The following is an 18,929-nucleotide window of genomic DNA, read 5'->3' on the forward strand; positions in this document are numbered from 1 at the left end:
ACCTGTGCAGTACCTGTGGGAGCGGGTTCACCCGCGAAGAGGCCGGTACAGGCAAAATATTCAGACCTGGCTGACAGGTATGTCCCCGCCACCTTTACCTTCCCGTCGCTCACCCATCCAGCTATTCACCTGTTGGCCGAACTCGGCCGGCGCCTTGCGCCCGAACCGTCGCGCCAGGTCGAGGATGGTCTGCTGCGCCAAGGCCTCTTCCATGCGCTTCTGTGCCCCGAGCATCACGGCATGGATCGCACAGGTGCCTTCAGTCGCCCAGCCCGGTGCAGAACCCTCGAACAGCGTGCAGCGTTCGCGGATCTCGCGGCAGTCGAAAATCTTCTTCGGCCCGTCGATGGCATTGACGATGTCCAGCACGGTGATCTCGTCCGAAGGCCGGGCCAGGCGAAAGCCCCCGCGCACACCTTCGGTGGCAACCACCAGCTTGGCGCGCGCCAGCTTGGTGAAGACCTTGGCCAGGTACTCCTGGGGCACGCCTTGCAACTCCGCCAGGTCGCGCACGCTGGACTCGCGCGAATCACCACGCTCGTCCACCAGGAACAACAGGCAATGGATGCCGTATTCGACGCCAGCACTGTAAAGCGACATTTAAATCTCCGACCAACTTTGTCGCAAATCATACGCCGGTAGGGCCAGCACCGCAAAGCGGTCTTCTGCCTTGAAGCGCCGGCTCGCCAGCCGCGCCGTGCTGAAAAAGGCTGGCGTCTACCCGCGCAGAGCCTTCACTTCGCCCTTCTTGCCGTCCGTCTCGCGCAAGTACTCCTGCAGCGAGTCGTCCATCGCCTGCATCCAGCGGGTATGGTGGGGCACCGCTTTGGTACCGGTGAGCACCGAGCGGTAGGATTTGTCCCGGTAGCCCATGATGTCGTGCTTCTTGTCCTGCTTCCATTGCAGGAAGATGCGGTTGACCGCATCGATGTCGAAGCGTGGGTAATCGGTCTGCTCGATCAGGTGCTTGATGTACCTGCCCTGAAACTCATACATCGAGGCCGTGGTTTCCAGGCTTTCTTCGTCCTCGCGCCAGCGCTGGCTGTCGGCTTGCATGTCTGCGCTGGACGGCAGCTTGATGCGGCCCATCATGTAGTCGCGGGCAAACCAAGCCTGTGCGTCGAACAGGTTGAAGCTGTACCAGAGGTCTTGCATGCCCAGGTACAGCAACTGCGGGTTCTGCTCCCATACCACGCCCTGGTACAACCCCGCCGGCCACAGGCGGTTGTTGGTCTTGAGGGTCAGCTCATCCGGCAGGAACGGGAAGTGATGCTGGTAGCCCGTGCACAGGATGATCGCATCCACGCGCTTGCTCGAGCCGTCTGCGAAGAACGCCTGGTCGTGCTCGACCCGCACCAGTTGCGGCCGCTCTTCCCACCCCTTGGGCCATTTGTAGCCCATCGGCTGGGTACGGTAGGCCGTGGTGATCGAGCGCGCACCGTACTTGTAGCACTGCGAACCGATGTCTTCGGCAGAGTAGCTGCTGCCGACAATGAGCAGGTCCTGACCCTTGAATTCCACCGCTTCGCGAAAATCGTGGGCGTGCAGGATACGCCCGGTGAAGCGCTCGAAACCTTCGAACTCCGGCACGTGCGGGGTGGAAAAGTGTCCACTGGCCACCACCACGTAATCGAACACCTGCTCGATACCCACCCCTGCGCTGTAGTCATGGGCGCTGACGGTGAACGCGCGGGTGTGTTCATCGAAACTGACGTTCTTGACCACGGTATTGAAGCGGATGTAATCGCGCACGCCGGCCTTCTTCACCCGGCCTTGAATGTAGTCCCACAGCACCTCGCGCGGCGGATACGAAGAGATCGGCCGCCCGAAGTGCTCATCGAAGCTGTAGTCGGCGAATTCCAGGCACTCCTTGGGGCCGTTGGACCATAGGTAGCGGTACATGCTGCCGTGCACCGGCTCGCCATGCTGGTCGAGGCCGGTGCGCCAGGTGTAGTTCCACATACCGCCCCAGTCGGCCTGTTTTTCGAAGCAGACGATTTCCGGCATGGGCGCGCCCAGGGCATGGGCAGACTGGAATGCACGCAGTTGCGCAAGGCCGGACGGGCCGGCACCGATGATAGCTACACGAAGAGTCATAGTGATTCCTGAACAGTTGAACGCTGAAAAAAATGCAAAGGCTCCCCAACCCCAGACGGCGAAAAGCCGGGGGTGAGGCGGGATTCAGGCGTTACGGTGCAGGCGGAGGAACGGGGCGTTTGCGCATCTGGTTGAGCAGGATGTTGGCGGGCGGAATCGACAACACGTGGAACAGGCTGGAAAGCGGGGAAAGGATCATGGGGGTGGGCCCGTATCCATCGGCGCGGGGCGCAAAATGGGGGCCTGAGGGGCGCAAGATACGTGTGATCTCGTACATGGGGGCTGCAATGGCCTCTTTTCTTTGTGGTTTCCTTTTTATCTATAACGGATGGGGGTGGGGATATCAAGGCTTGCGCCCCGCCGCCCCGCCAGCCTGCGCAGAAGAAATCGCTTACAGCCCACCGATCAGCTGCCTGCTCGCAGCGAAGAAAATACTTGCAAAGACAAACTACGACCAATAGAGTCGTAGTTATTCGAGAGACACCTGCCGTGTGATCGAAGCCCTCTACATTCCCTGTACGACATTTGCGGAGCACCTGCATGAAATCCAACATCCTGATCATCGGTGCCGGTTTCGCCGGCGTATGGAGCGCCCTGAGTGCCGCTCGCCTGCTTGACCAGGCCCAGCGCGATGACCTGAGCATCAGCGTGCTCGCGCCGCAGCCGGAACTGCACATTCGCCCACGCCTCTACGAGGCCAACGCGCACACCTTGAAGGCACCTGTGGGTGAGCTGTTCGAAGCCGTGGGCGTACGCTTCATCACCGGCAATGCCGAGGCCATCGACGCCGACGCGCGCAGCGTCAGCTACACCGACAGCCACGGCCAGCGCCAGCAGATCGGCTACGACCGCCTTATCCTTGCCGCTGGCAGCCAGGTGGCACGCCCGGCAGTCCCGGGGCTGGCCGAGCACACCTTCGATGTCGACCAGATGCCGTCGGCCGTGCGTCTTGAGCAGCATCTGGCGGGCCTGGCCGCCTTGCCCGCTTCGCCTGCCCGTAACACCGTGGTGGTCTGCGGCGGTGGTTTCACCGGCATCGAAACCGCCACCGAAATGCCCGCCCGGGTACGTGCCATCCTCGGTGACGCCGATGTGCGCGTCGTGCTTGTAGACCGTGGCGCCAGCATCGGCGCGGCACTGGGTGCGGGCATCAAGCCGTCGATCGTTGCCGCCTCGCAGCAGGCCGGTGTCGAATGGCTGACCAGCACCTCTGTGGTGGCGGTGGACGCAGGCGGTGTCACCCTCGACAACGGCGAATACATCGCCAGCAACACGGTCATCTGGACGGTTGGCGTCAAGGCCAGCCCGCTGACCGCGCAGGTAGCCGGCGAGCGCGACAACTTCGGCCGGCTGAAGGTCGACGATCACCTGAAGGTGGTTGGCCAGCAACACATCTATGCCACCGGTGATACCGCCTGGGCGGCCGTCGATGAAATCGGCAACCACGCCCTGATGACCTGCCAGCACGCCATCCCCATGGGCCGCCACAGCGGCAACAACGCCATGGCCGACCTGCTCGGCGTGGCGCCGGTGGTGTACCGCCAGCCCAAGTACGTTACCTGCCTCGACCTGGGTGAATGGGGCGCGGCGTACAGCGAGGGCTGGGAGCGCGAACTGAAACTGCAGGGGCAGGAAGGCAAGGCGCTGAAACGCCAGATCAACTCGGTATGGATCTACCCACCCGCAGCTGATCGCGCCCAAGCCCTGGCCGCTGCCGACCCGATGATTGCGATCGTTTAACGGCAAAAACCTGACAAAACCGTCAAAAAACGACGGTTTTGTCAATCATTTCGTTACATTGAATGACTGTTCAACAATGATGGCAATATGGCATCATTCAAATCAAAAAAGGATTCACGAGGGTGAGGCACATAATCTAATCCGCAGCGCATCAAGAGCCTGACGCCTTACCGGTGTTCCGGCTTTTCCGTCAAAGCTCCTGAGGCCTGCACGCCACCGTCAAGGAGCATTCCATGTATTTACGGAATATGAAGATCGGCATTCGCGCTGCCAGCGTATTCGCCCTGTTGGGCATTCTGGTCCTGTTCATGGGCCTTATCGCACTCTACGAAACCCGCCAGATGGACAAGGCCACGGACGAGATCCGGGTCACCTGGATGCCCGCTGTGGCAGCCCTGGGGGACATCAGCAGCAACCTGGGGCGCGCCCGCGCCGTCACCCTGCGCGCCGCACTGGACGATAACCCCGCCGAACGTGCACGCAACCTGCAGATGCTCGATGGCATCAATGCCGAGCTCAAGGACGGGTTGAAAGACTACGCCGACACCATCATCGCCGCCGACGACCGCGCCCTGTTCAACACCTTCGACGAGGCGCACCAGCAGTACCTCGACCTGCAGCTGCGCGTGCTCCAGGACATTGCCGCAGGCCGCATGGACGAGGCCAAGCAGCAGATAAGCGGCCCGCTCACACAGCGTGCCGACACCATGATGAAGGCCCTGACCGCGCTGATTGCCTATAACAGCAAAGGTGCCGAAGAGGCCTCCCAGCGCAGCAGCGACGTGGCCGACGAAGCGTTCACTGCCCTCATCCTCTCGTTACTGGTGATCATGGTCGCCCTGGCCGCCATTGCCACCGTGCTTACCCGCAGCATCGTGGTGCCGCTGGCCGATGCCGTGGCTGTCGCCGAACGTATTGCCACCGGCGACCTCACGCGCGAAATCCGCGTTAGCGGCCGCGACGAGCCCGCCCTGCTGTTGCGCGCTCTGGGCCGCATGCAGGAAAGCCTTCGTGACACCCTTCGCAAGATCGCCGCGTCGTCCGACCAACTGGCTTCGGCCTCGGAAGAACTGCACACCGTCACCGAAGACACCAGCCGCGGGCTGCACCAGCAGAGCGCCGAAATCGACCAGGCCGCCACGGCCGTCAACCAGATGACTGCTGCGGTCGAGGAAGTGGCGAACAATGCGGTCAGCACGGCGGATGCCTCGAAAGGCGCCGACCAGACTACCCGCGATGGCCGTGACCGGGTCAATCAGGCACTGGCCTCCATCCAGCACCTGGTGGCCGACGTGACCGGTACCTCCGCCGAAATCGAACAGCTGGCCAGCAATGCCAATGAGATCAGCCGCGTGCTGGATGTGATCGGCGCAATTGCCGGGCAAACCAACCTGCTGGCACTGAACGCCGCCATCGAGGCCGCGCGCGCCGGTGAGGCGGGCCGTGGCTTTGCCGTAGTGGCCGACGAAGTCCGTGCCCTCGCCCACCGGACACAGCAGTCGACGGCGGAGATCGAGCAGATGATTGCCGGCATCCAGAACGGTACCGAGCGGGCCGTGACCGCGATGCACAGCAGCCAGGGGCGTGCCACCGGAACGTTGGAGGTGGCGCAAGGCGCCGGGCAGGCATTGGAAGTGATTGCCGAGGCGATTGCATCGATCAACCAGCGCAACCTGGTGATTGCTAGCGCCTCGGAGGAGCAGGCGCAGGTGGCGCGGGAGGTGGATCGCAATTTGGTGAACATTCGCGACTTGGCGATGCAGACGTCGGCGGGGGCTAACCAGACCAGTGCGGCGGCGCAGGATTTGTCGCGGCTGGCGGTAGACCTGAATGGCATGGTGGCGCAGTTCAGGGTTTGATCTGAAATGGCTGGGGCCGCTCTGCGGCCCTTCGCGGGCTTGCCCGCTCCCACAGGAATGTGGCTTGCCTCAAGAGCAACACAAAACCTGTGGGAGCGGGCAAGCCCGCGAAGGGCTGCAAAGCAGCCCCATTTACAGCAAAATTCATTTATCAGTCGTTGACACTCACAACCCGCCCCGCCTTCTCGGCAGCCTTACCCCGGGTCGCCAGGCAGTAATACAGCGGCACCGTAACAATCAGCCCGAACACCCAGGACAAGTCCGCCCCTTCGACAATGTTCGAATACGGCCCCACATACAGCGACGTGTTGGCAAACGGCAACTGCACCAGGATGCCGCAGGCATAGGCAATGATCGCGTGGTGGTTGAAGCGGCCATAGATGCCGCCGTCCGCACTGAAGATCGAAGCGATGTCGTACTGACCCTTCTTGATCAGATAGAAGTCGATCAGGTTGATCGAAGCCCACGGCACCAGCACCAGCAGCAGCGCCAGGATCAGGCCGATGAAGTGGCCGATGAAGTCCGCCGAAGCGTTCAGTGCGACCAACCCGCAGCCCACCAGAATCACCGTGGCCAGAATCACCCGCACCTTGATGCTCGGCGTCCATTCGGCGATGAAGGTCTGGATCGCGGTGACGATCGACAGCACCGCGCCATACAGGTTGAGGGCGTTGTGGCTGATGATGTTGAGCAGGAACAGCACCATCAGGATCGGGCCCAGCCAACCGGTGGCCTGCTTCACTGCGTCCATGGCGTCGGTACCTTCCGGCACGCACAGCACCGCCACGGCACCGAAGCTGAAGCACAAGATGGTGCCCAGGGTGGCGCCGAAGTAAGTGGCCCAGAACGGCTTGGCAATGCCCACTTCACGCGGCAGGTAACGCGAATAGTCGGAGGTGTACGGCGAGAAGCTGATCTGCCAGATGGTGCCCAGCGACACGGTGGCGATAAAGCCCGACAGGTTGAACGCACCACGGCTGAAGAAGTCGGCCGGTAGCTCCTGGGCGAACATCATGATGAAGCCCGCCAGCAGCGCAGAGCCCATCACCCAGGTACCGATGCGGTTCAGCACATGGATGAAGCGGTAGCCGATCACGCCAATCGCCGTGGCGCTCAGGGCACCGATCACGATCGCGCCCGGCATCGGCATGCTCGGGGCAATGCCGTGAATGGTCTTGCCCGCGAGGACGATGTTGGAAATAAAGAAGCCGACATAGATCAGCGCGGTGAAGAACACGATCAGCAAGGCGCCGTAACGGCCGAACTGGCCACGACTTTGCACCATCTGTGGAATGCCCAGCTGCGGTCCCTGCGCAGAGGCCAGGGCGATAACCACGCCCCCGACCAGATGGCCCAGCACAATGGCGATCAGCCCCCACAACAGGTTCAGGTGGAACACCTGGACCACCATGGCGCCGGTAACGATAGGCAGTGGCGCAATGTTGGTACTGAACCAGAGGGTGAACAGGTCGCGCGCCTTCCCGTGGCGCTCGGCAGGTGGAACGTAATCGACCGTGTGATTCTCGACAAACTGGTGTTGCGATGACGGTTGGGACATAGGATTCAGCTCGAAAGGTCGTTTTTATCGTTGTAAGGAAACCGCATCCAGGGCGGCCTCTCAGCTGCGGACCATATTATGGTATTCCAAACTTTTGACAACACTGATCCGCACGAAAAAGCATCCACTGATCTGCTTGGGAAACCCCTGCGACAAACCGCCTAACCATTCAAAGCCACGGTTTACGTGGCCTTTAGCCGTTCATCGCGCAATACCCCGGCCTGAAAATTCCGCTTGCAAAATAGGTATTACGGTATACCATCAGACACATCAACGATAAAAACCGCGGACCACCGCAGCCCTTAAGAGGTACTCCCGATGATCGACGCAACCGTCTACAAGAACGTCCTGGGCTCCTTCCCGTCCGGCGTTACCGTCATCACCACCCTGGACGACGACGGCTCGGTTGTCGGCCTGACCGCCAGCGCATTCTCCTCCCTGTCGATGGACCCGCCGCTGGTGCTGTTCTGCCCCAACTACACCTCCGACTCCTACCCTGTGCTGATCAAGCAGAAGCGCTTTGCCATTCACCTGCTCTCCGGTGAACAGCAAGCCGAAGCCTACGCGTTTGCCAAGAAGGGCAAAGACAAGGCCAGCGGTATCGAGTGGTCCATGAGCGAACTGGGCAACCCGATCCTGGCCGGTGCCACCGCCGTCATCGAATGCGAACTGTGGCGTGAATATGAAGGTGGCGACCACGCCATCATGGTCGGCAAGGTGCATAACCTGATCGTGCCCGAAGAAGCGCCACGGCCGATGGTGTACTGCCGCGGCAAGATGGCCAGCCTGCCGGCCTTTGCCTGAAGCCTATTCTGAATCGTGACCACTGGTGCCCACCCTGCCAGGCGCCAGCCCCTTTCAAGCGTTGAGGAAAGCCCCATGAAATTTTCGTTGTTCGTACACATGGAACGTTGGGATGAACAGGTCAGCCACCGCCAGTTGTTCGAAGACCTGACCGAACTGACCCTGATGGCCGAAGACGGCGGTTTCAGCACCGTGTGGATTGGCGAACACCACGCCATGGAGTACACCATTTCGCCAAGCCCGATGCCGCTGCTGGCCTACCTGGCCGCGCGCACCGAGAAGATCCGCCTGGGTGCCGGCACCATCATCGCGCCGTTCTGGAACCCGATCCGCGTCGCCGGCGAATGCGCCCTGCTCGACGTGATCAGCAACGGCCGCATGGAAGTGGGCCTGGCCCGTGGCGCCTACCAGTTCGAGTTCGACCGCATGGCCAACGGCATGCCGGCCACCGACGGCGGCAAGGCGCTGCGCGAGATGGTGCCTGTGGTACGCAAACTGTGGGAAGGCGACTACGCCCATGACGGCGAAGTCTACAAGTTCCCCACCTCTACTAGCGTGCCGAAACCGTTCAACGCGACGCCGCCAATGTGGATCGCCGCCCGCGACCCGGATTCGCACAACTTCGCCGTGGCCAACGGCTGCAACGTCATGGTCACCCCGCTGATGAAGGGTGACGAAGAAGTGCTGGACCTGAAGAACAAGTTCCAGGCGGCCCTGGACAACAATCCGGACGTGCCGCGCCCACAATTGATGGTGCTGCGCCACACCCACGTACACAGCCCGGCCGAGCCTGAAGGCTGGAAGGTCGGCGCCCAGGCCATCTCGCGCTTCTACCGTACCTTCGATGCCTGGTTCGGCAACAAGACCGTGCCGGTCAACGGCTTTCTGGAGCCGAGCCCGGAATCGAAGTTTGCCGAAGTGCCGGCGTTCCAGCTGGAGAACATCCGCAAGAACACCATGATCGGCACCCCGGAAGAAATCATCGCGCGCATCAAGTACTACCAGGAACTCGGCGTCGACGAGTTCAGCTTCTGGTGCGACAACAGCCTGCCACACGCCGAGAAGAAGAAGTCGCTGGAGCTGTTCATCAAGGAAGTGGTGCCGGCGTTCGCCTGAATTCCCTTTGCCTGAATCATTGCGGGACGCGCCCGCTCCCGTGGGCCCCTTCGGCCTGCGTGAGCGGGCTTTTTTTTGAAACCTGCACTGGCCTCTTCGCGGGTGAACCCGCTCCCACAAAGGACCGCGTATCCCTGTGGGAGCGGGTTCACCCGCGAAGAGGCCAGCACAGGCAGTAGAGAAATCAAGGCATCAGGCCACCTTTCGTCCCCAAGCAAGAGAAATTTCCTGACACCTCTTGCACAACAAATATTATGGTATACCATCAGACAACAAGAGCTGATAACCCTCACCAGGAGCCACCCATGAGTTTCGAAATCCGCAAGATCGTCACCTACTCCGAAGAGACCCGCATCGAAGGCGGCAAGGCCACCGACAAGCCGGTGACCATGGTCGGCCTGGCCGTCGTGATCAAGAACCCATGGGCCGGTCGCGGTTTTGTTGAAGATCTGAAGCCGGAAATCCGCGCCAACTGCTCGGAGCTGGGTGCGCTGATGGTCGAGCGCCTGACCGCCGCCATCGGCGGTGCCGACAAGATCGAAGCCTACGGCAAAGCTGCCGTGGTCGGCGCCGACGGCGAAATCGAGCACGCCTCGGCCGTGATCCACACCCTGCGCTTCGGCAACCACTACCGCGAAGCAGTCCAGGCCAAGAGCTACCTGAGCTTCACCAACAAGCGCGGCGGCCCCGGCACCTCGATCCAGATCCCGATGATGCAGAAGGACGACGAAGGCCTGCGTTCGCACTACATCACCCTGGAAATGCAGATCGAAGACGCCCCGCGCGCCGATGAAATCGTCGTGGTGCTGGGCGCTGCCGACGGCGGCCGCCTGCACCCGCGCATCGGCAACCGCTACATCGACCTGGAAGAACTGGCTGCCGAAAAAGCCAACGCTCAATAACAACAACCAAGACGGGCCGGGGCGTGGCGTGCTTTCCCGCCGTGCCCGACCTTCAAGGAGCGCCCTCCATGATTCAGCCTGTCGCTGAACGTACACCTGCCGGCACCAGCTACCTGTCCGTAGGCCAGGGCCAACCCGTGGTACTGATCCACGGCGTGGGCCTGAACAAGGAAATGTGGGGCGGTCAGATCGTTGGCCTGGCCAACGACTACCGTGTCATCGCCTACGACATGCTCGGCCACGGTCAAAGCCGCGTACCGGCTGCCGACACGCCGCTGGAAGGCTACGCCGACCAGCTCGCCGAATTGCTCGACCACCTGCAAATTCAACAAGCGACCGTGATCGGCTTTTCCATGGGTGGCCTGGTTGCCCGTGCATTTGCCCTGAACTACCCGCAGCGCCTGGCTGCGCTGGTCGTGCTCAACAGCGTGTTCAACCGCACCCCCGAGCAGAGTGCTGGCGTGATCGCCCGCGCTGCCCAGGCGGCGGAGCTGGGCCCCGACGCCAACGTCGATGCTGCCCTCGACCGCTGGTTCAGCCGTGAATACAAGGCTGCCAACCCGGCGCAGGTCGCCGCCATTCGCCAGGTACTGGCGAGCAACGACCCGCAGGGCTACCACACCACTTATTCGCTGTTTGCCACCCAGGACATGTACCGCGCCAGCGACCTGGGCAGCATCCAGGTGCCGACGCTGATCGCCACTGGCGAACTCGACTCGGGCTCCACCCCGGCCATGACCCGCCAGCTCGCCGCCAGCATTCCGGGTGCGCACAGTGTGGTCCTCGCCGAGCAACGGCATATGATGCCGGTAGAAGCACCCCGTGAAGTCAACAAGATGCTGCTGGACTTCCTCGCGCAAGCCCGCACCCTCACCGAATCCGCCAAGGGGATTGTTGCATGACCCTCGTTCGTTTCCAGATGTGCATCGACGGCCAATGGCGCGATGCCCAGAGCGGCAAGACCTTCGACAGCCTCAACCCGGCCACCGCCCAGGCTTGGGCGCAGTTGCCCGACGCTGACGAAACCGACGTCGAATTGGCCGTGCAGGCCGCCCAGCGTGCCTTCGAAAGCAAGGAATGGCGCAGCATCACCGCCACGGCGCGCGGCAAGCTGCTGCGCCGCCTGGGTGACCTGATTGCCGAAAACAAGGAACACCTGGCCCAGCTGGAAAGCCGTGACAACGGCAAGCTGATCCGCGAAACCCGCGGCCAGGTCGGCTATCTGCCCGAGTTCTTCCACTACACCGCGGGCCTGGCCGACAAAATTGAAGGCGGCACCCTGCCGCTGGACAAGCCCGACCTGTTCGCCTACACCGTGCACGAGCCAATCGGCGTGGTGGCCGGGATCATCCCGTGGAACAGCCCGCTGTATCTCACCGCGATCAAGCTTGCCCCGGCCCTGGCCGCCGGCAACACCATCGTGCTCAAGCCCTCCGAGCATGCCTCGGCGACCATCCTCGAGCTCGCCCGCCTGGCCCTCGAAGCCGGTTTCCCGGCCGGTGTGGTGAACGTGGTCACCGGCTACGGTCCAACCACCGGCGCGGCGCTGACCCGCCACCCCCTGGTGCGCAAGATCGCCTTCACCGGTGGTGCCGCCACGGCCCGCCATGTGGTGCGCAGCAGTGCCGAAAACTTCGCCAAGCTGTCGCTGGAGCTGGGCGGCAAGTCGCCGAACATCATCTTCGCCGACGCTGACCTGGACAGCGCCATCAACGGCGCCGTGGCCGGCATCTATGCCGCCTCCGGGCAAAGCTGCGTGGCCGGCTCACGCCTGCTGGTACAAGACGAGATCTTCGACGAATTCGTCGAGCGCCTGGTTGCCCGCGCCAAGCGCATCCGCATCGGCAACCCGCAGGACGACGCCAGCGAAATGGGCCCGATGGCCACCGCACAGCAGCTGGCCGTGGTCGAAGGCCTGGTCGCTGCGGCGAAGGCCGAAGGCGCCAAATTGCACATGGGCGGCAAGCGTGCCGAGGTCGAGGGTGACGGCTGGTTCTACGAGCCGACCCTGTTCGAGTGCGACAGCAACTCGATGACCATCATGCAGGAAGAAGTGTTCGGCCCGGTCGCTGCGGTCATCCGCTTCAAGACCGAAGAGCAAGCGCTGGCCATCGCCAACGACTCGCAGTTCGGCCTGGCAGCCGGCATCTGGACCCGCGACCTGGGCCGCGCCCATCGCCTGGCCCGCGACGTGCGTTCGGGGATCATCTGGGTCAACACCTACCGCGCCGTGTCGGCCATGGCGCCCATTGGTGGGTTCAAGAACAGCGGCTACGGCCGTGAGAGCGGCATCGATTCGGTGCTGGCCTATACCGAGCTGAAGACCGTGTGGATCAACCTGTCCACCGCGCCGATGCCCGACCCGTTCGTGATGCGCTAGGAGGAACACGAGATGATCGAACCCGGCATCTACAAAGACGTGATGGGCTCTTTCCCGTCCGGCGTCACGGTAGTCACCACCCTGGACGCCGACGGCGCCATCGTCGGCATCACCGCCAGCGCCTTCAGCGCGCTGTCGATCGACCCGGCGCTGGTACTGTTCTGCCCCAACTACGCCTCCGACACCTACCCGATCCTGCGGGACAGCAAGCAGTTCGCGATTCACCTGCTGTCCGCCGAGCAAACCGCCGAAGCCTATGCCTTCGCCGGCAAGGGCAAGGACAAGGCCAAGGGCGTCGAGTGGCACTTGAGCGAGCTGGGCAACCCGCTGCTGGCCAAGGCGACGGCGATCATCGAGTGCGAACTGTGGCGCGAGTATGACGGCGGTGACCACGCGATCATCGTCGGCGCGGTGAAGAACCTGGTGTTGCCGGCCGAGCCGGTAACGCCGATGGTTTACCACAAAGGCAAGCTGGGCGCCCTGCCCCCGCTTGGTTGACAGATCTTGAAATCGGCGTTGGCTTCTTCGCGGGTGAACCCGCTCCCACAGGGATCGCACAGATGCTGAAACCTGTGCAGTACCTGTGGGAGCGGGTTTACCCGCGAAGAAGGCAACACCGATCACCCTGTTTTCAGGGGCCGCGCTATCGTCTCACCCTCGGTTGCGGCCCCTTTTTTCTTTCGGAGTACGGCACATGAGTAACGAGAAGTACGACAAGGGCCTGGCCATCCGCACCCAGGTGTTGGGCGAGGACTACGTCAACCGCTCGATCCAGCACGCCGACGAGTTCACCAAGCCGTTGCAGGAACTGGTCACAGAATACTGCTGGGGCCACGTCTGGGGCCGCGAAGGCTTGTCGCTCAAAGAGCGCAGCATGATAAACTTGGCCATGATTTCCGCGCTCAACAGGCCCCACGAGCTCAAGCTGCACATTCGCGGTGCATTGCGCAATGGTCTGAGCCGTGAACAGATCCGCGAAATTCTGCTCCAGGTCGGTATTTATTGCGGCGTACCCGCGGCGGTGGACAGTTTCCGCCTGGCCCGTGAAGCGTTTGCCGAAGCCGATGCGGAGTCAACCCGATAACAACGGGCTGTTCGAACCACTGCATGGAAAGCCTCGGTTCGGGGCGTTCCGCGATGTTGGCGCAACAGCCTCTTAAAGAGCGCACCTGATGAAACGCCAGCCACTCGACGACAGCTTCAAGGTCAACCGCAACCCCGTTACCCTGCGCGAAATCGTGCTAGACAAGCTGCGCGCGGCGATCATGAACTTCCACCTGCTCCCGGGCGACCGCCTGGTCGAGCGCGACCTCTGTGACCGCCTTGGCGTCAGCCGCACCTCGGTGCGTGAAGCGCTGCGTCACCTGGAGTCCGAAGGCCTGGTGGAATTTGCCGACGCCAAAGGCCCGCGCGTGGCCATCATCACCCTGGAAGACGCCCGCGACATCTACGAGCTGCGTTGCGTGCTCGAAGGCCTGATCGTGCAGCTATTCACCCTCAACGCCAAGGCCAAGGACATCCGTGCCCTGGAACGTGCGCTGGAGGTCAACCGCGAGGCCCTCGAAGAGGGCGAGCTGCAACAGGTACTGGATTCGGTACAAGGTTTCTACGATGTGCTGCTGGAAGGCTCCGGCAACCAGGTGGCCGCCCAGCAACTGCGCCAGTTGCAGGCGCGCATCAGCTACCTGCGCGCCACCTCGGTATCGCAGGAAAACCGCCGTGGCGCCAGCAACCGCGAAATGGAAAAGATCGTCGAAGCGATCAAGGGTGGCGACCCGCTGGTGGCCCATCAGGCCTCGGTCGACCACGTCCGCGCTGCCGCCAAGGTGGCCCTGGACTACCTGCGCCAGAAGCAGGATGACAACCCCAAGGTGCGCGACATCGTCGAGCCCCTGGCCCTCAAGGAACCCCGCATAGGTCGCTGATCATGCCCACCGCCCCGCGCTATTGCCCGCACTGCACCATGGAACTGGCCCGGGGCGTTCCCACAGGCGATACCCACGAGCGCCTGCACTGCACCGGCTGTGGCTACATCCATTACATCAACCCGAAGATCATCGCCGGCTGCATCATCGAGCGCGATGGCAAGTACCTGTTGTGCCAGCGCGCCATCCCACCGCGCCCGGGCACCTGGACCTTGCCGGCCGGGTTCATGGAGGCTGGCGAAACCACCGAGCAGGCGGCGCTGCGCGAGGTCTGGGAAGAAAGCGGCGTGCGCGCCGACATCGTCTCGCCCTATTCCATCTTCAGCGTGCCGAAAATCAGCGAGGTGTACATCATCTTCCGCGCCAGCGTCACCGAAGAAACCGGGCAGTACGGGCCGGAGACCCTGGCCTACAAGTTCTTCGAACCCGACGAGATTCCGTGGGACGAAATCTACTACCCGGCTATCCGGCAGATTCTCGAGCGCTACATCCTTGAGCGGCAGGCCGGGGTGTATGGCATTTACATGGGCAACGATGACACCGGCAAGGTGCACTTCATTCGCTAGCCTGTGCCGGCCTGTTCGCGGGTAAACCCGCTCCCACAGATAAAGCGCAGGTCGTGGGCAACCAAGATCCCTGTGGGAGCGGGTTTACCCGCGAACAGGCCGGAACAGACCATCACAAAATCCTCGCCAACCGTCTATTCTCGGTGCACCCTAAAGGCCTTGAGTTAAAGGACCGACAGAGCACATGGCGAAATGGCTAGACGGCGGCGGGCTGATGGCCGAGCGCATCCGCAACCACGATTGGGCCAACACCCCTTTGGGCCCACTGGAACATTGGCCCGATGCGCTGAAGACCACCATGGCCCTGTGCCTGGCCTCGCGCTTTCCGCAGGCCGTGCTCTGGGGCCCTGACCTGCTAACCCTGCACAACGATGCCTTCACCCAGATTCTCGGGCGCAAGCCCCTGGCCCTGGGCATCCCCTTCCGCGACGTGTGGCAGGAAGCCTGGGCCGACATCGGCAGCATGGCGGACCGCGCCTTGGCTGGCGAAGCGGTGTACATCGAAGACTTTCCGCTGATCATCGACCGCAACGGCGGCCCGGAGCGGGCCTATTTCACCTTCTGCTACAGCCCGATTCGCGGCCTTGATGGCGAGGTGCTGGGCATGCTCGACACGGTCACCGAAACCACCACCAGCGTAGCCACTAACCAGCGCCTTAACTTTCTCGACAACCTCGGCCGCGCCGTGGCCGACGCCACCGACCCGGACCAGATCATGGCCATCACCACGCGCATGCTGGTCGAGCACCTTGGGCTGTCTAGCTGCGCCTATGCGGTGATGGAGCCGGACGAGGACGGTTTCACCATCTGCGGCGATGCAGTGGCGCCCGGCTCACCCCGGCTGGTGGGCCAATATCACCTGCATGACTTCGGCCGCATGGCGGTCAGCCGCCTGCGCAGCGGCCTGGCGTTGGTCATCAATGACAACCTCCGCGAGCTGGCCGCTGACGAGGCGGCGACATTTCAGGCCATCGGCATTACCGCCACTATCTGCATGCCGCTGATCAAGGGTGGCAGGCTGACCGCGCTGATGGCCATTCACGACCGTGTACCCCGGGTATGGACCGACTACGAGCAAGCGCTGATCAGCGAAGTGACCGAACGTTGCTGGGCACATATCCAGCGGGTTCAGGCCAATGCCGAAGTGCGCGAGGCGATGGCAGCGCTGGAGGCGCTCAACGCTACCCTGGAGCACCGCGTCGAAGAACGCACAGCTCAGTTGCTGCATACTGAAGCCGTGCTGCGCCAGGCACAAAAGTTGGAAGCCATCGGCCAGCTGACAGGTGGGGTTGCCCACGATTTCAACAACCTGCTCACCATCATTCGCTCGTCGTTGCACTTCCTGCAGCGCCCCAACCTTGATGAAAAACGCCGCGAGCGCTACCTCAAGACCGTATCTGATACGGTCGACCGTGGCGCCAAACTGACCGGCCAGCTACTGGCCTTCGCCCGCCGCCAGGCCCTCAGCCCCGAAGTGTTCGAGGCCGGGCCACGGCTGGAGGCCATGGCCGACATGCTCGACACCGCCACCGGGGCGCGCATCCAGGTCGAGCTGCAACTGCCGCAGGCGCCGTGCCACATCCGCGCCGACCTCAGCCAGCTGGAAACCGCGGTGATCAACCTGATGCTCAACGGCCGCGACGCCATGGCCGGCGAAGGCACCTTGCAATTGCGCCTGCAGGCTGACCAGCGCCTGCCTGCCCTGCGCGGCCAGCCTTCACCGCCAACTCCTTTCGCGGCGATATCGGTGAGCGACAGCGGTGTGGGTATTGCCGCCGAACTGCTGGAACGCATCTTTGATCCGTTCTTCACCACCAAGGCCCCGGGTGAAGGTACCGGGCTCGGGTTGTCGCAGGTGTTCGGTTTCGTCAAGCAGTCCGGGGGCGATGTACAGGTAGAAAGCATCCCCGGCCACGGCACCACCTTTACCCTTTACCTGCCCCAGGAGGATCCGCCTGCGGCCTCGGCCGAAGACGCCTCGGCCAGCAGCCACTGATACCTGGCAGCGCGATGGGCGCTCAACGGCGCCCTTCTGCCAGCATGCGCAGCGCCAGCCCTGCCAGCACCGTCCCCATCAACCAACGCTGAACCTGTTGCCATAGCGGCCTGCCAGCCAGGAACACGGCGATGGACCCAGCCATGACCGCAATCATCGCGTTGACCGTGACGCTGATGGCTATCTGCGTCGAGCCCAATACCAGCGACTGCAGCAGCACGCTGCCATGGCCCGGCACTATGAATTGCGGCATCAGCGACAGGTACATGACGGCGATCTTGGGGTTGAGCAGGCTGGTGGCAAACCCCATGGTGAACAGCCGCCGCGGGCTGTCGGCGGGCAAGTCACGGACCTGGAAGGGTGAGCGACCAGCGGGCCGCAGCGCCTGCCAGGCCAGGTACAACAGGTACAGCGCGCCACCGATACGCAGCGCGTCGTAGGCAAAGGGAACTGCCATTACCAGCGCCGTGATGCCCAAGGCCGCGCAGAACATGTAAATGACAAAGCCCAGGGCCACACCACCGAGGGAAATCAACCCGGCCTTGCGGCCCTGGCAGATCGAACGGGAGATCAGGTAGATCATGTTCGGCCCCGGGGTCAGCACCATGCCGAGGCAGATCAGGCCGAAGGTGAGCAGTTGGGTGGTTTCAGGCATGGGGCACATCCTGGTTGTGCGTGGGTGTGCGGCGAGTTTATCTGAAGCCTTTTGTCACGGGTGAAATCAGTTGATTTGCCCCGCTATCAAACCCAGGGCCACGGCAATCATCGCCACGCCCGACGCCCGCCCAACCAGCTTCGCCGCCCCTGGCCGGGTGCTCAGTACAGCTTTGGCGCCATAGCCGACCAGTGAATAGATCACCAGTGAGCTGCACAGGTGCACCAGGCCCAGCAGCAAGATCTGCAACGGCACCGGCCAGCTCGACTGCGGGTCGGTGAACTGCGGCAGCAAGGCCAGGAACAGCAAGAATACCTTCGGGTTCAGGCCGCTGACGCAGAACCCTTTCAACGCCCAACGCGACCCCGACTCCCCCTCACCGCCCTGCCCGGCCTCGGGCAATGCCGGGCTCAGCAACAGGTTGCCGCCCAGCCACAGCAGGTAGCTGCACCCTGCCAGGGTCAGCAGGGTCAGCGCCAGCGGGTGGCCCGCCAACAGGCTGCCGACACCCGCAGCCACCACCAGTGTTGCCAGGAAATGCCCCGACAACATCCCCGCCACGGCGGGCATCACCCAGCGCCCGCGCATGCCTGCCGAAATGGCGTAAGCCCAGTCTGCACCCGGGGTAATCACGAACAGCATCGACACGGCCCAAAACGCCGTCAGCACACTGATAGCCACTTGAATCTTCCTTATCTACTGCCTTGGTATGTCGAAAGATTACGGATTCCGCTCAGGGATTTTCTTTCGTATATTCCCTGCAATTGCTCAATTACTGGAAGATCCTTCTCAATGGACAGGACGGATAGAAAAATACTTGCCGAGCTGCAAAAAGACGGTCGGCTGTCGGTAACCGAACTGGCCGACCGCGTGGGGCTAAGCCTGTCGCCGTGCCATCGGCGTTTGAAGGCGCTGGAGGAGTCTGGGGCAATACTCGGCTATCACGCCCGCTTGGCGCCAAGCGCCCTGGGGCTGAACTTTGCCGCGTTGGTGTTCGTGACCCTGCGCGAGGTCACCCGCCAGCCGGTAGCGGATTTTGAAGCGGCACTTTCCCAGATCCCGCAGATTGTCGAAGCGCAGCGGTTGTTCGGTGACCCGGATTACCTGCTGCATGTGGTGGCCAAGGACCTGCCGGCGTTTCAGAAGCTGTACGACGAGAAACTGACCAGCATTCCCAACGTGAAGCGCCTGAGCTCGACCCTGGTGATGAAGGAAGTGATTCAGGACCGATTGCTGCCTATGTAGCGCTATTGCCTGTACTGGCCCTTTCGCGGGCTCGCCCGCTCCCACAGGTTCATCCCCACAGGTTCACTACAGATCCTGAAAGCTGC

The 18,929-nt window shown here is 62.6% G+C and carries 18 protein-coding genes; 13 read left to right on the top strand and 5 right to left on the bottom strand.

Translation table 11 applies throughout. The features are described 5' to 3' along the window. Positions 1-60: 60 nt before the first annotated feature. Together ABOC32_RS20025 and ABOC32_RS20030 are read right to left on the bottom strand one after the other, a co-directional pair. Entirely contained in the window at positions 61-600 is a 540-nt protein-coding gene (locus ABOC32_RS20025) for an RrF2 family transcriptional regulator (protein ID WP_234227994.1), read from the bottom strand. A gap of 117 nt (positions 601-717) precedes the next feature. Further along, complete coding sequence (locus ABOC32_RS20030; protein ID WP_426808546.1) at positions 718-2,097, bottom strand: NAD(P)-binding domain-containing protein; 1,380 nt, start codon at positions 2,095-2,097, stop codon at positions 718-720. 540 nt (positions 2,098-2,637) lie between these two features. On the opposite strand from ABOC32_RS20030, the gene ABOC32_RS20035 reads away from it, so the two are divergent. Beyond that, positions 2,638-3,837, top strand: coding sequence for an NAD(P)/FAD-dependent oxidoreductase (locus ABOC32_RS20035; RefSeq protein WP_426808547.1), 1,200 nt, complete (start codon positions 2,638-2,640; stop codon positions 3,835-3,837). A gap of 233 nt (positions 3,838-4,070) precedes the next feature. Further along, the gene (locus ABOC32_RS20040) at positions 4,071-5,696 is read left to right on the top strand and encodes a methyl-accepting chemotaxis protein (RefSeq protein WP_426808548.1); all 1,626 of its coding nucleotides are present in this window, start codon (positions 4,071-4,073) and stop codon (positions 5,694-5,696) included. Between the two features lie 151 nt (positions 5,697-5,847). Here the strand turns inward: ABOC32_RS20040 and ABOC32_RS20045 are convergent, their stop codons facing one another. Beyond that, entirely contained in the window at positions 5,848-7,254 is a 1,407-nt protein-coding gene (locus tag ABOC32_RS20045; RefSeq protein WP_426808549.1) for a purine-cytosine permease family protein, read from the bottom strand. A gap of 318 nt (positions 7,255-7,572) precedes the next feature. Between ABOC32_RS20045 and ABOC32_RS20050 the strand changes: the two genes are divergently transcribed. The 10 genes from ABOC32_RS20050 to ABOC32_RS20095 all read left to right on the top strand — a co-directional run bounded on the left by ABOC32_RS20050 (position 7,573) and on the right by ABOC32_RS20095 (position 16,943). Beyond that, positions 7,573-8,058 (top strand): flavin reductase family protein, encoded by a 486-nt coding sequence (locus ABOC32_RS20050; RefSeq protein ID WP_016487516.1) that lies wholly within the window; start codon positions 7,573-7,575, stop codon positions 8,056-8,058. 75 nt (positions 8,059-8,133) lie between these two features. After that, complete coding sequence (locus ABOC32_RS20055; protein ID WP_172232850.1) at positions 8,134-9,174, top strand: LLM class flavin-dependent oxidoreductase; 1,041 nt, start codon at positions 8,134-8,136, stop codon at positions 9,172-9,174. 305 nt (positions 9,175-9,479) lie between these two features. Then, positions 9,480-10,076, top strand: a complete 597-nt coding sequence (locus ABOC32_RS20060) for an amino acid synthesis family protein (RefSeq protein ID WP_003256068.1) — start codon at positions 9,480-9,482, stop codon at positions 10,074-10,076. 68 nt (positions 10,077-10,144) lie between these two features. Then, positions 10,145-10,978: an alpha/beta fold hydrolase gene (locus ABOC32_RS20065; protein WP_426808550.1), complete on the top strand. Its 834-nt coding sequence runs from the start codon at positions 10,145-10,147 to the stop codon at positions 10,976-10,978. Continuing rightward, entirely contained in the window at positions 10,975-12,456 is a 1,482-nt protein-coding gene (locus ABOC32_RS20070; protein WP_043203122.1) for an aldehyde dehydrogenase, read from the top strand. The genes ABOC32_RS20065 and ABOC32_RS20070 overlap by 4 nt, the downstream gene beginning before the upstream one ends. Positions 12,457-12,468: 12 nt before the next feature. Further along, on the top strand, positions 12,469-12,954 hold the full coding sequence (locus ABOC32_RS20075; protein WP_016487520.1) for a flavin reductase family protein: 486 nt from the start codon (positions 12,469-12,471) through the stop codon (positions 12,952-12,954). A gap of 196 nt (positions 12,955-13,150) precedes the next feature. After that, a complete protein-coding gene (locus ABOC32_RS20080; protein ID WP_426808551.1) occupies positions 13,151-13,540 on the top strand; it encodes a carboxymuconolactone decarboxylase family protein in 390 nt (129 codons plus the stop codon). A gap of 88 nt (positions 13,541-13,628) precedes the next feature. Continuing rightward, the gene (locus ABOC32_RS20085; protein ID WP_016499259.1) at positions 13,629-14,381 is read left to right on the top strand and encodes a GntR family transcriptional regulator; all 753 of its coding nucleotides are present in this window, start codon (positions 13,629-13,631) and stop codon (positions 14,379-14,381) included. Between the two features lie 2 nt (positions 14,382-14,383). Then, on the top strand, positions 14,384-14,947 hold the full coding sequence (locus ABOC32_RS20090) for an NUDIX hydrolase (RefSeq protein WP_426808552.1): 564 nt from the start codon (positions 14,384-14,386) through the stop codon (positions 14,945-14,947). Positions 14,948-15,131: 184 nt separating this feature from the next. Next, on the top strand, positions 15,132-16,943 hold the full coding sequence (locus ABOC32_RS20095; RefSeq protein ID WP_426808553.1) for an ATP-binding protein: 1,812 nt from the start codon (positions 15,132-15,134) through the stop codon (positions 16,941-16,943). A 22-nt stretch (positions 16,944-16,965) separates the two neighbouring features. Here ABOC32_RS20095 and ABOC32_RS20100 read toward each other — a convergent pair whose 3' ends face one another. Continuing rightward, positions 16,966-17,598: a LysE family translocator gene (locus tag ABOC32_RS20100; protein ID WP_426808554.1), complete on the bottom strand. Its 633-nt coding sequence runs from the start codon at positions 17,596-17,598 to the stop codon at positions 16,966-16,968. 66 nt (positions 17,599-17,664) lie between these two features. Then, positions 17,665-18,279, bottom strand: a complete 615-nt coding sequence (locus tag ABOC32_RS20105) for a LysE family translocator (protein WP_426808555.1) — start codon at positions 18,277-18,279, stop codon at positions 17,665-17,667. A gap of 111 nt (positions 18,280-18,390) precedes the next feature. On the opposite strand from ABOC32_RS20105, the gene ABOC32_RS20110 reads away from it, so the two are divergent. Continuing rightward, complete coding sequence (locus ABOC32_RS20110; RefSeq protein ID WP_234228003.1) at positions 18,391-18,843, top strand: Lrp/AsnC family transcriptional regulator; 453 nt, start codon at positions 18,391-18,393, stop codon at positions 18,841-18,843. The last annotated feature ends 86 nt before the right edge of the window (positions 18,844-18,929 follow it).

This window comes from Pseudomonas sp. WOUb67, assembly GCF_050058005.1.
Taxonomy (GTDB): Bacteria; Pseudomonadota; Gammaproteobacteria; order Pseudomonadales; family Pseudomonadaceae; genus Aquipseudomonas; species Aquipseudomonas putida_R.

Excerpts from the sequence above, each read along its gene's own strand:
- ABOC32_RS20065 (WP_426808550.1), top strand. The coding sequence starts at position 10,145 with ATGATTCAGCCTGTCGCTGAACGTACACCTGCCGGCACCAGCTACCTG.
- ABOC32_RS20030 (WP_426808546.1), bottom strand. The coding sequence starts at position 2,097 with ATGACTCTTCGTGTAGCTATCATCGGTGCCGGCCCGTCCGGCCTTGCG.
- ABOC32_RS20075 (WP_016487520.1), top strand. The coding sequence starts at position 12,469 with ATGATCGAACCCGGCATCTACAAAGACGTGATGGGCTCTTTCCCGTCC.
- ABOC32_RS20045 (WP_426808549.1), bottom strand. The coding sequence starts at position 7,254 with ATGTCCCAACCGTCATCGCAACACCAGTTTGTCGAGAATCACACGGTC.
- ABOC32_RS20080 (WP_426808551.1), top strand. The coding sequence starts at position 13,151 with ATGAGTAACGAGAAGTACGACAAGGGCCTGGCCATCCGCACCCAGGTG.
- ABOC32_RS20095 (WP_426808553.1), top strand. The coding sequence starts at position 15,132 with ATGGCGAAATGGCTAGACGGCGGCGGGCTGATGGCCGAGCGCATCCGC.
- ABOC32_RS20100 (WP_426808554.1), bottom strand. The coding sequence starts at position 17,598 with ATGCCTGAAACCACCCAACTGCTCACCTTCGGCCTGATCTGCCTCGGC.
- ABOC32_RS20050 (WP_016487516.1), top strand. The coding sequence starts at position 7,573 with ATGATCGACGCAACCGTCTACAAGAACGTCCTGGGCTCCTTCCCGTCC.
- ABOC32_RS20060 (WP_003256068.1), top strand. The coding sequence starts at position 9,480 with ATGAGTTTCGAAATCCGCAAGATCGTCACCTACTCCGAAGAGACCCGC.
- ABOC32_RS20085 (WP_016499259.1), top strand. The coding sequence starts at position 13,629 with ATGAAACGCCAGCCACTCGACGACAGCTTCAAGGTCAACCGCAACCCC.
- ABOC32_RS20055 (WP_172232850.1), top strand. The coding sequence starts at position 8,134 with ATGAAATTTTCGTTGTTCGTACACATGGAACGTTGGGATGAACAGGTC.
- ABOC32_RS20040 (WP_426808548.1), top strand. The coding sequence starts at position 4,071 with ATGTATTTACGGAATATGAAGATCGGCATTCGCGCTGCCAGCGTATTC.
- ABOC32_RS20090 (WP_426808552.1), top strand. The coding sequence starts at position 14,384 with ATGCCCACCGCCCCGCGCTATTGCCCGCACTGCACCATGGAACTGGCC.
- ABOC32_RS20025 (WP_234227994.1), bottom strand. The coding sequence starts at position 600 with ATGTCGCTTTACAGTGCTGGCGTCGAATACGGCATCCATTGCCTGTTG.
- ABOC32_RS20070 (WP_043203122.1), top strand. The coding sequence starts at position 10,975 with ATGACCCTCGTTCGTTTCCAGATGTGCATCGACGGCCAATGGCGCGAT.
- ABOC32_RS20035 (WP_426808547.1), top strand. The coding sequence starts at position 2,638 with ATGAAATCCAACATCCTGATCATCGGTGCCGGTTTCGCCGGCGTATGG.
- ABOC32_RS20110 (WP_234228003.1), top strand. The coding sequence starts at position 18,391 with ATGGACAGGACGGATAGAAAAATACTTGCCGAGCTGCAAAAAGACGGT.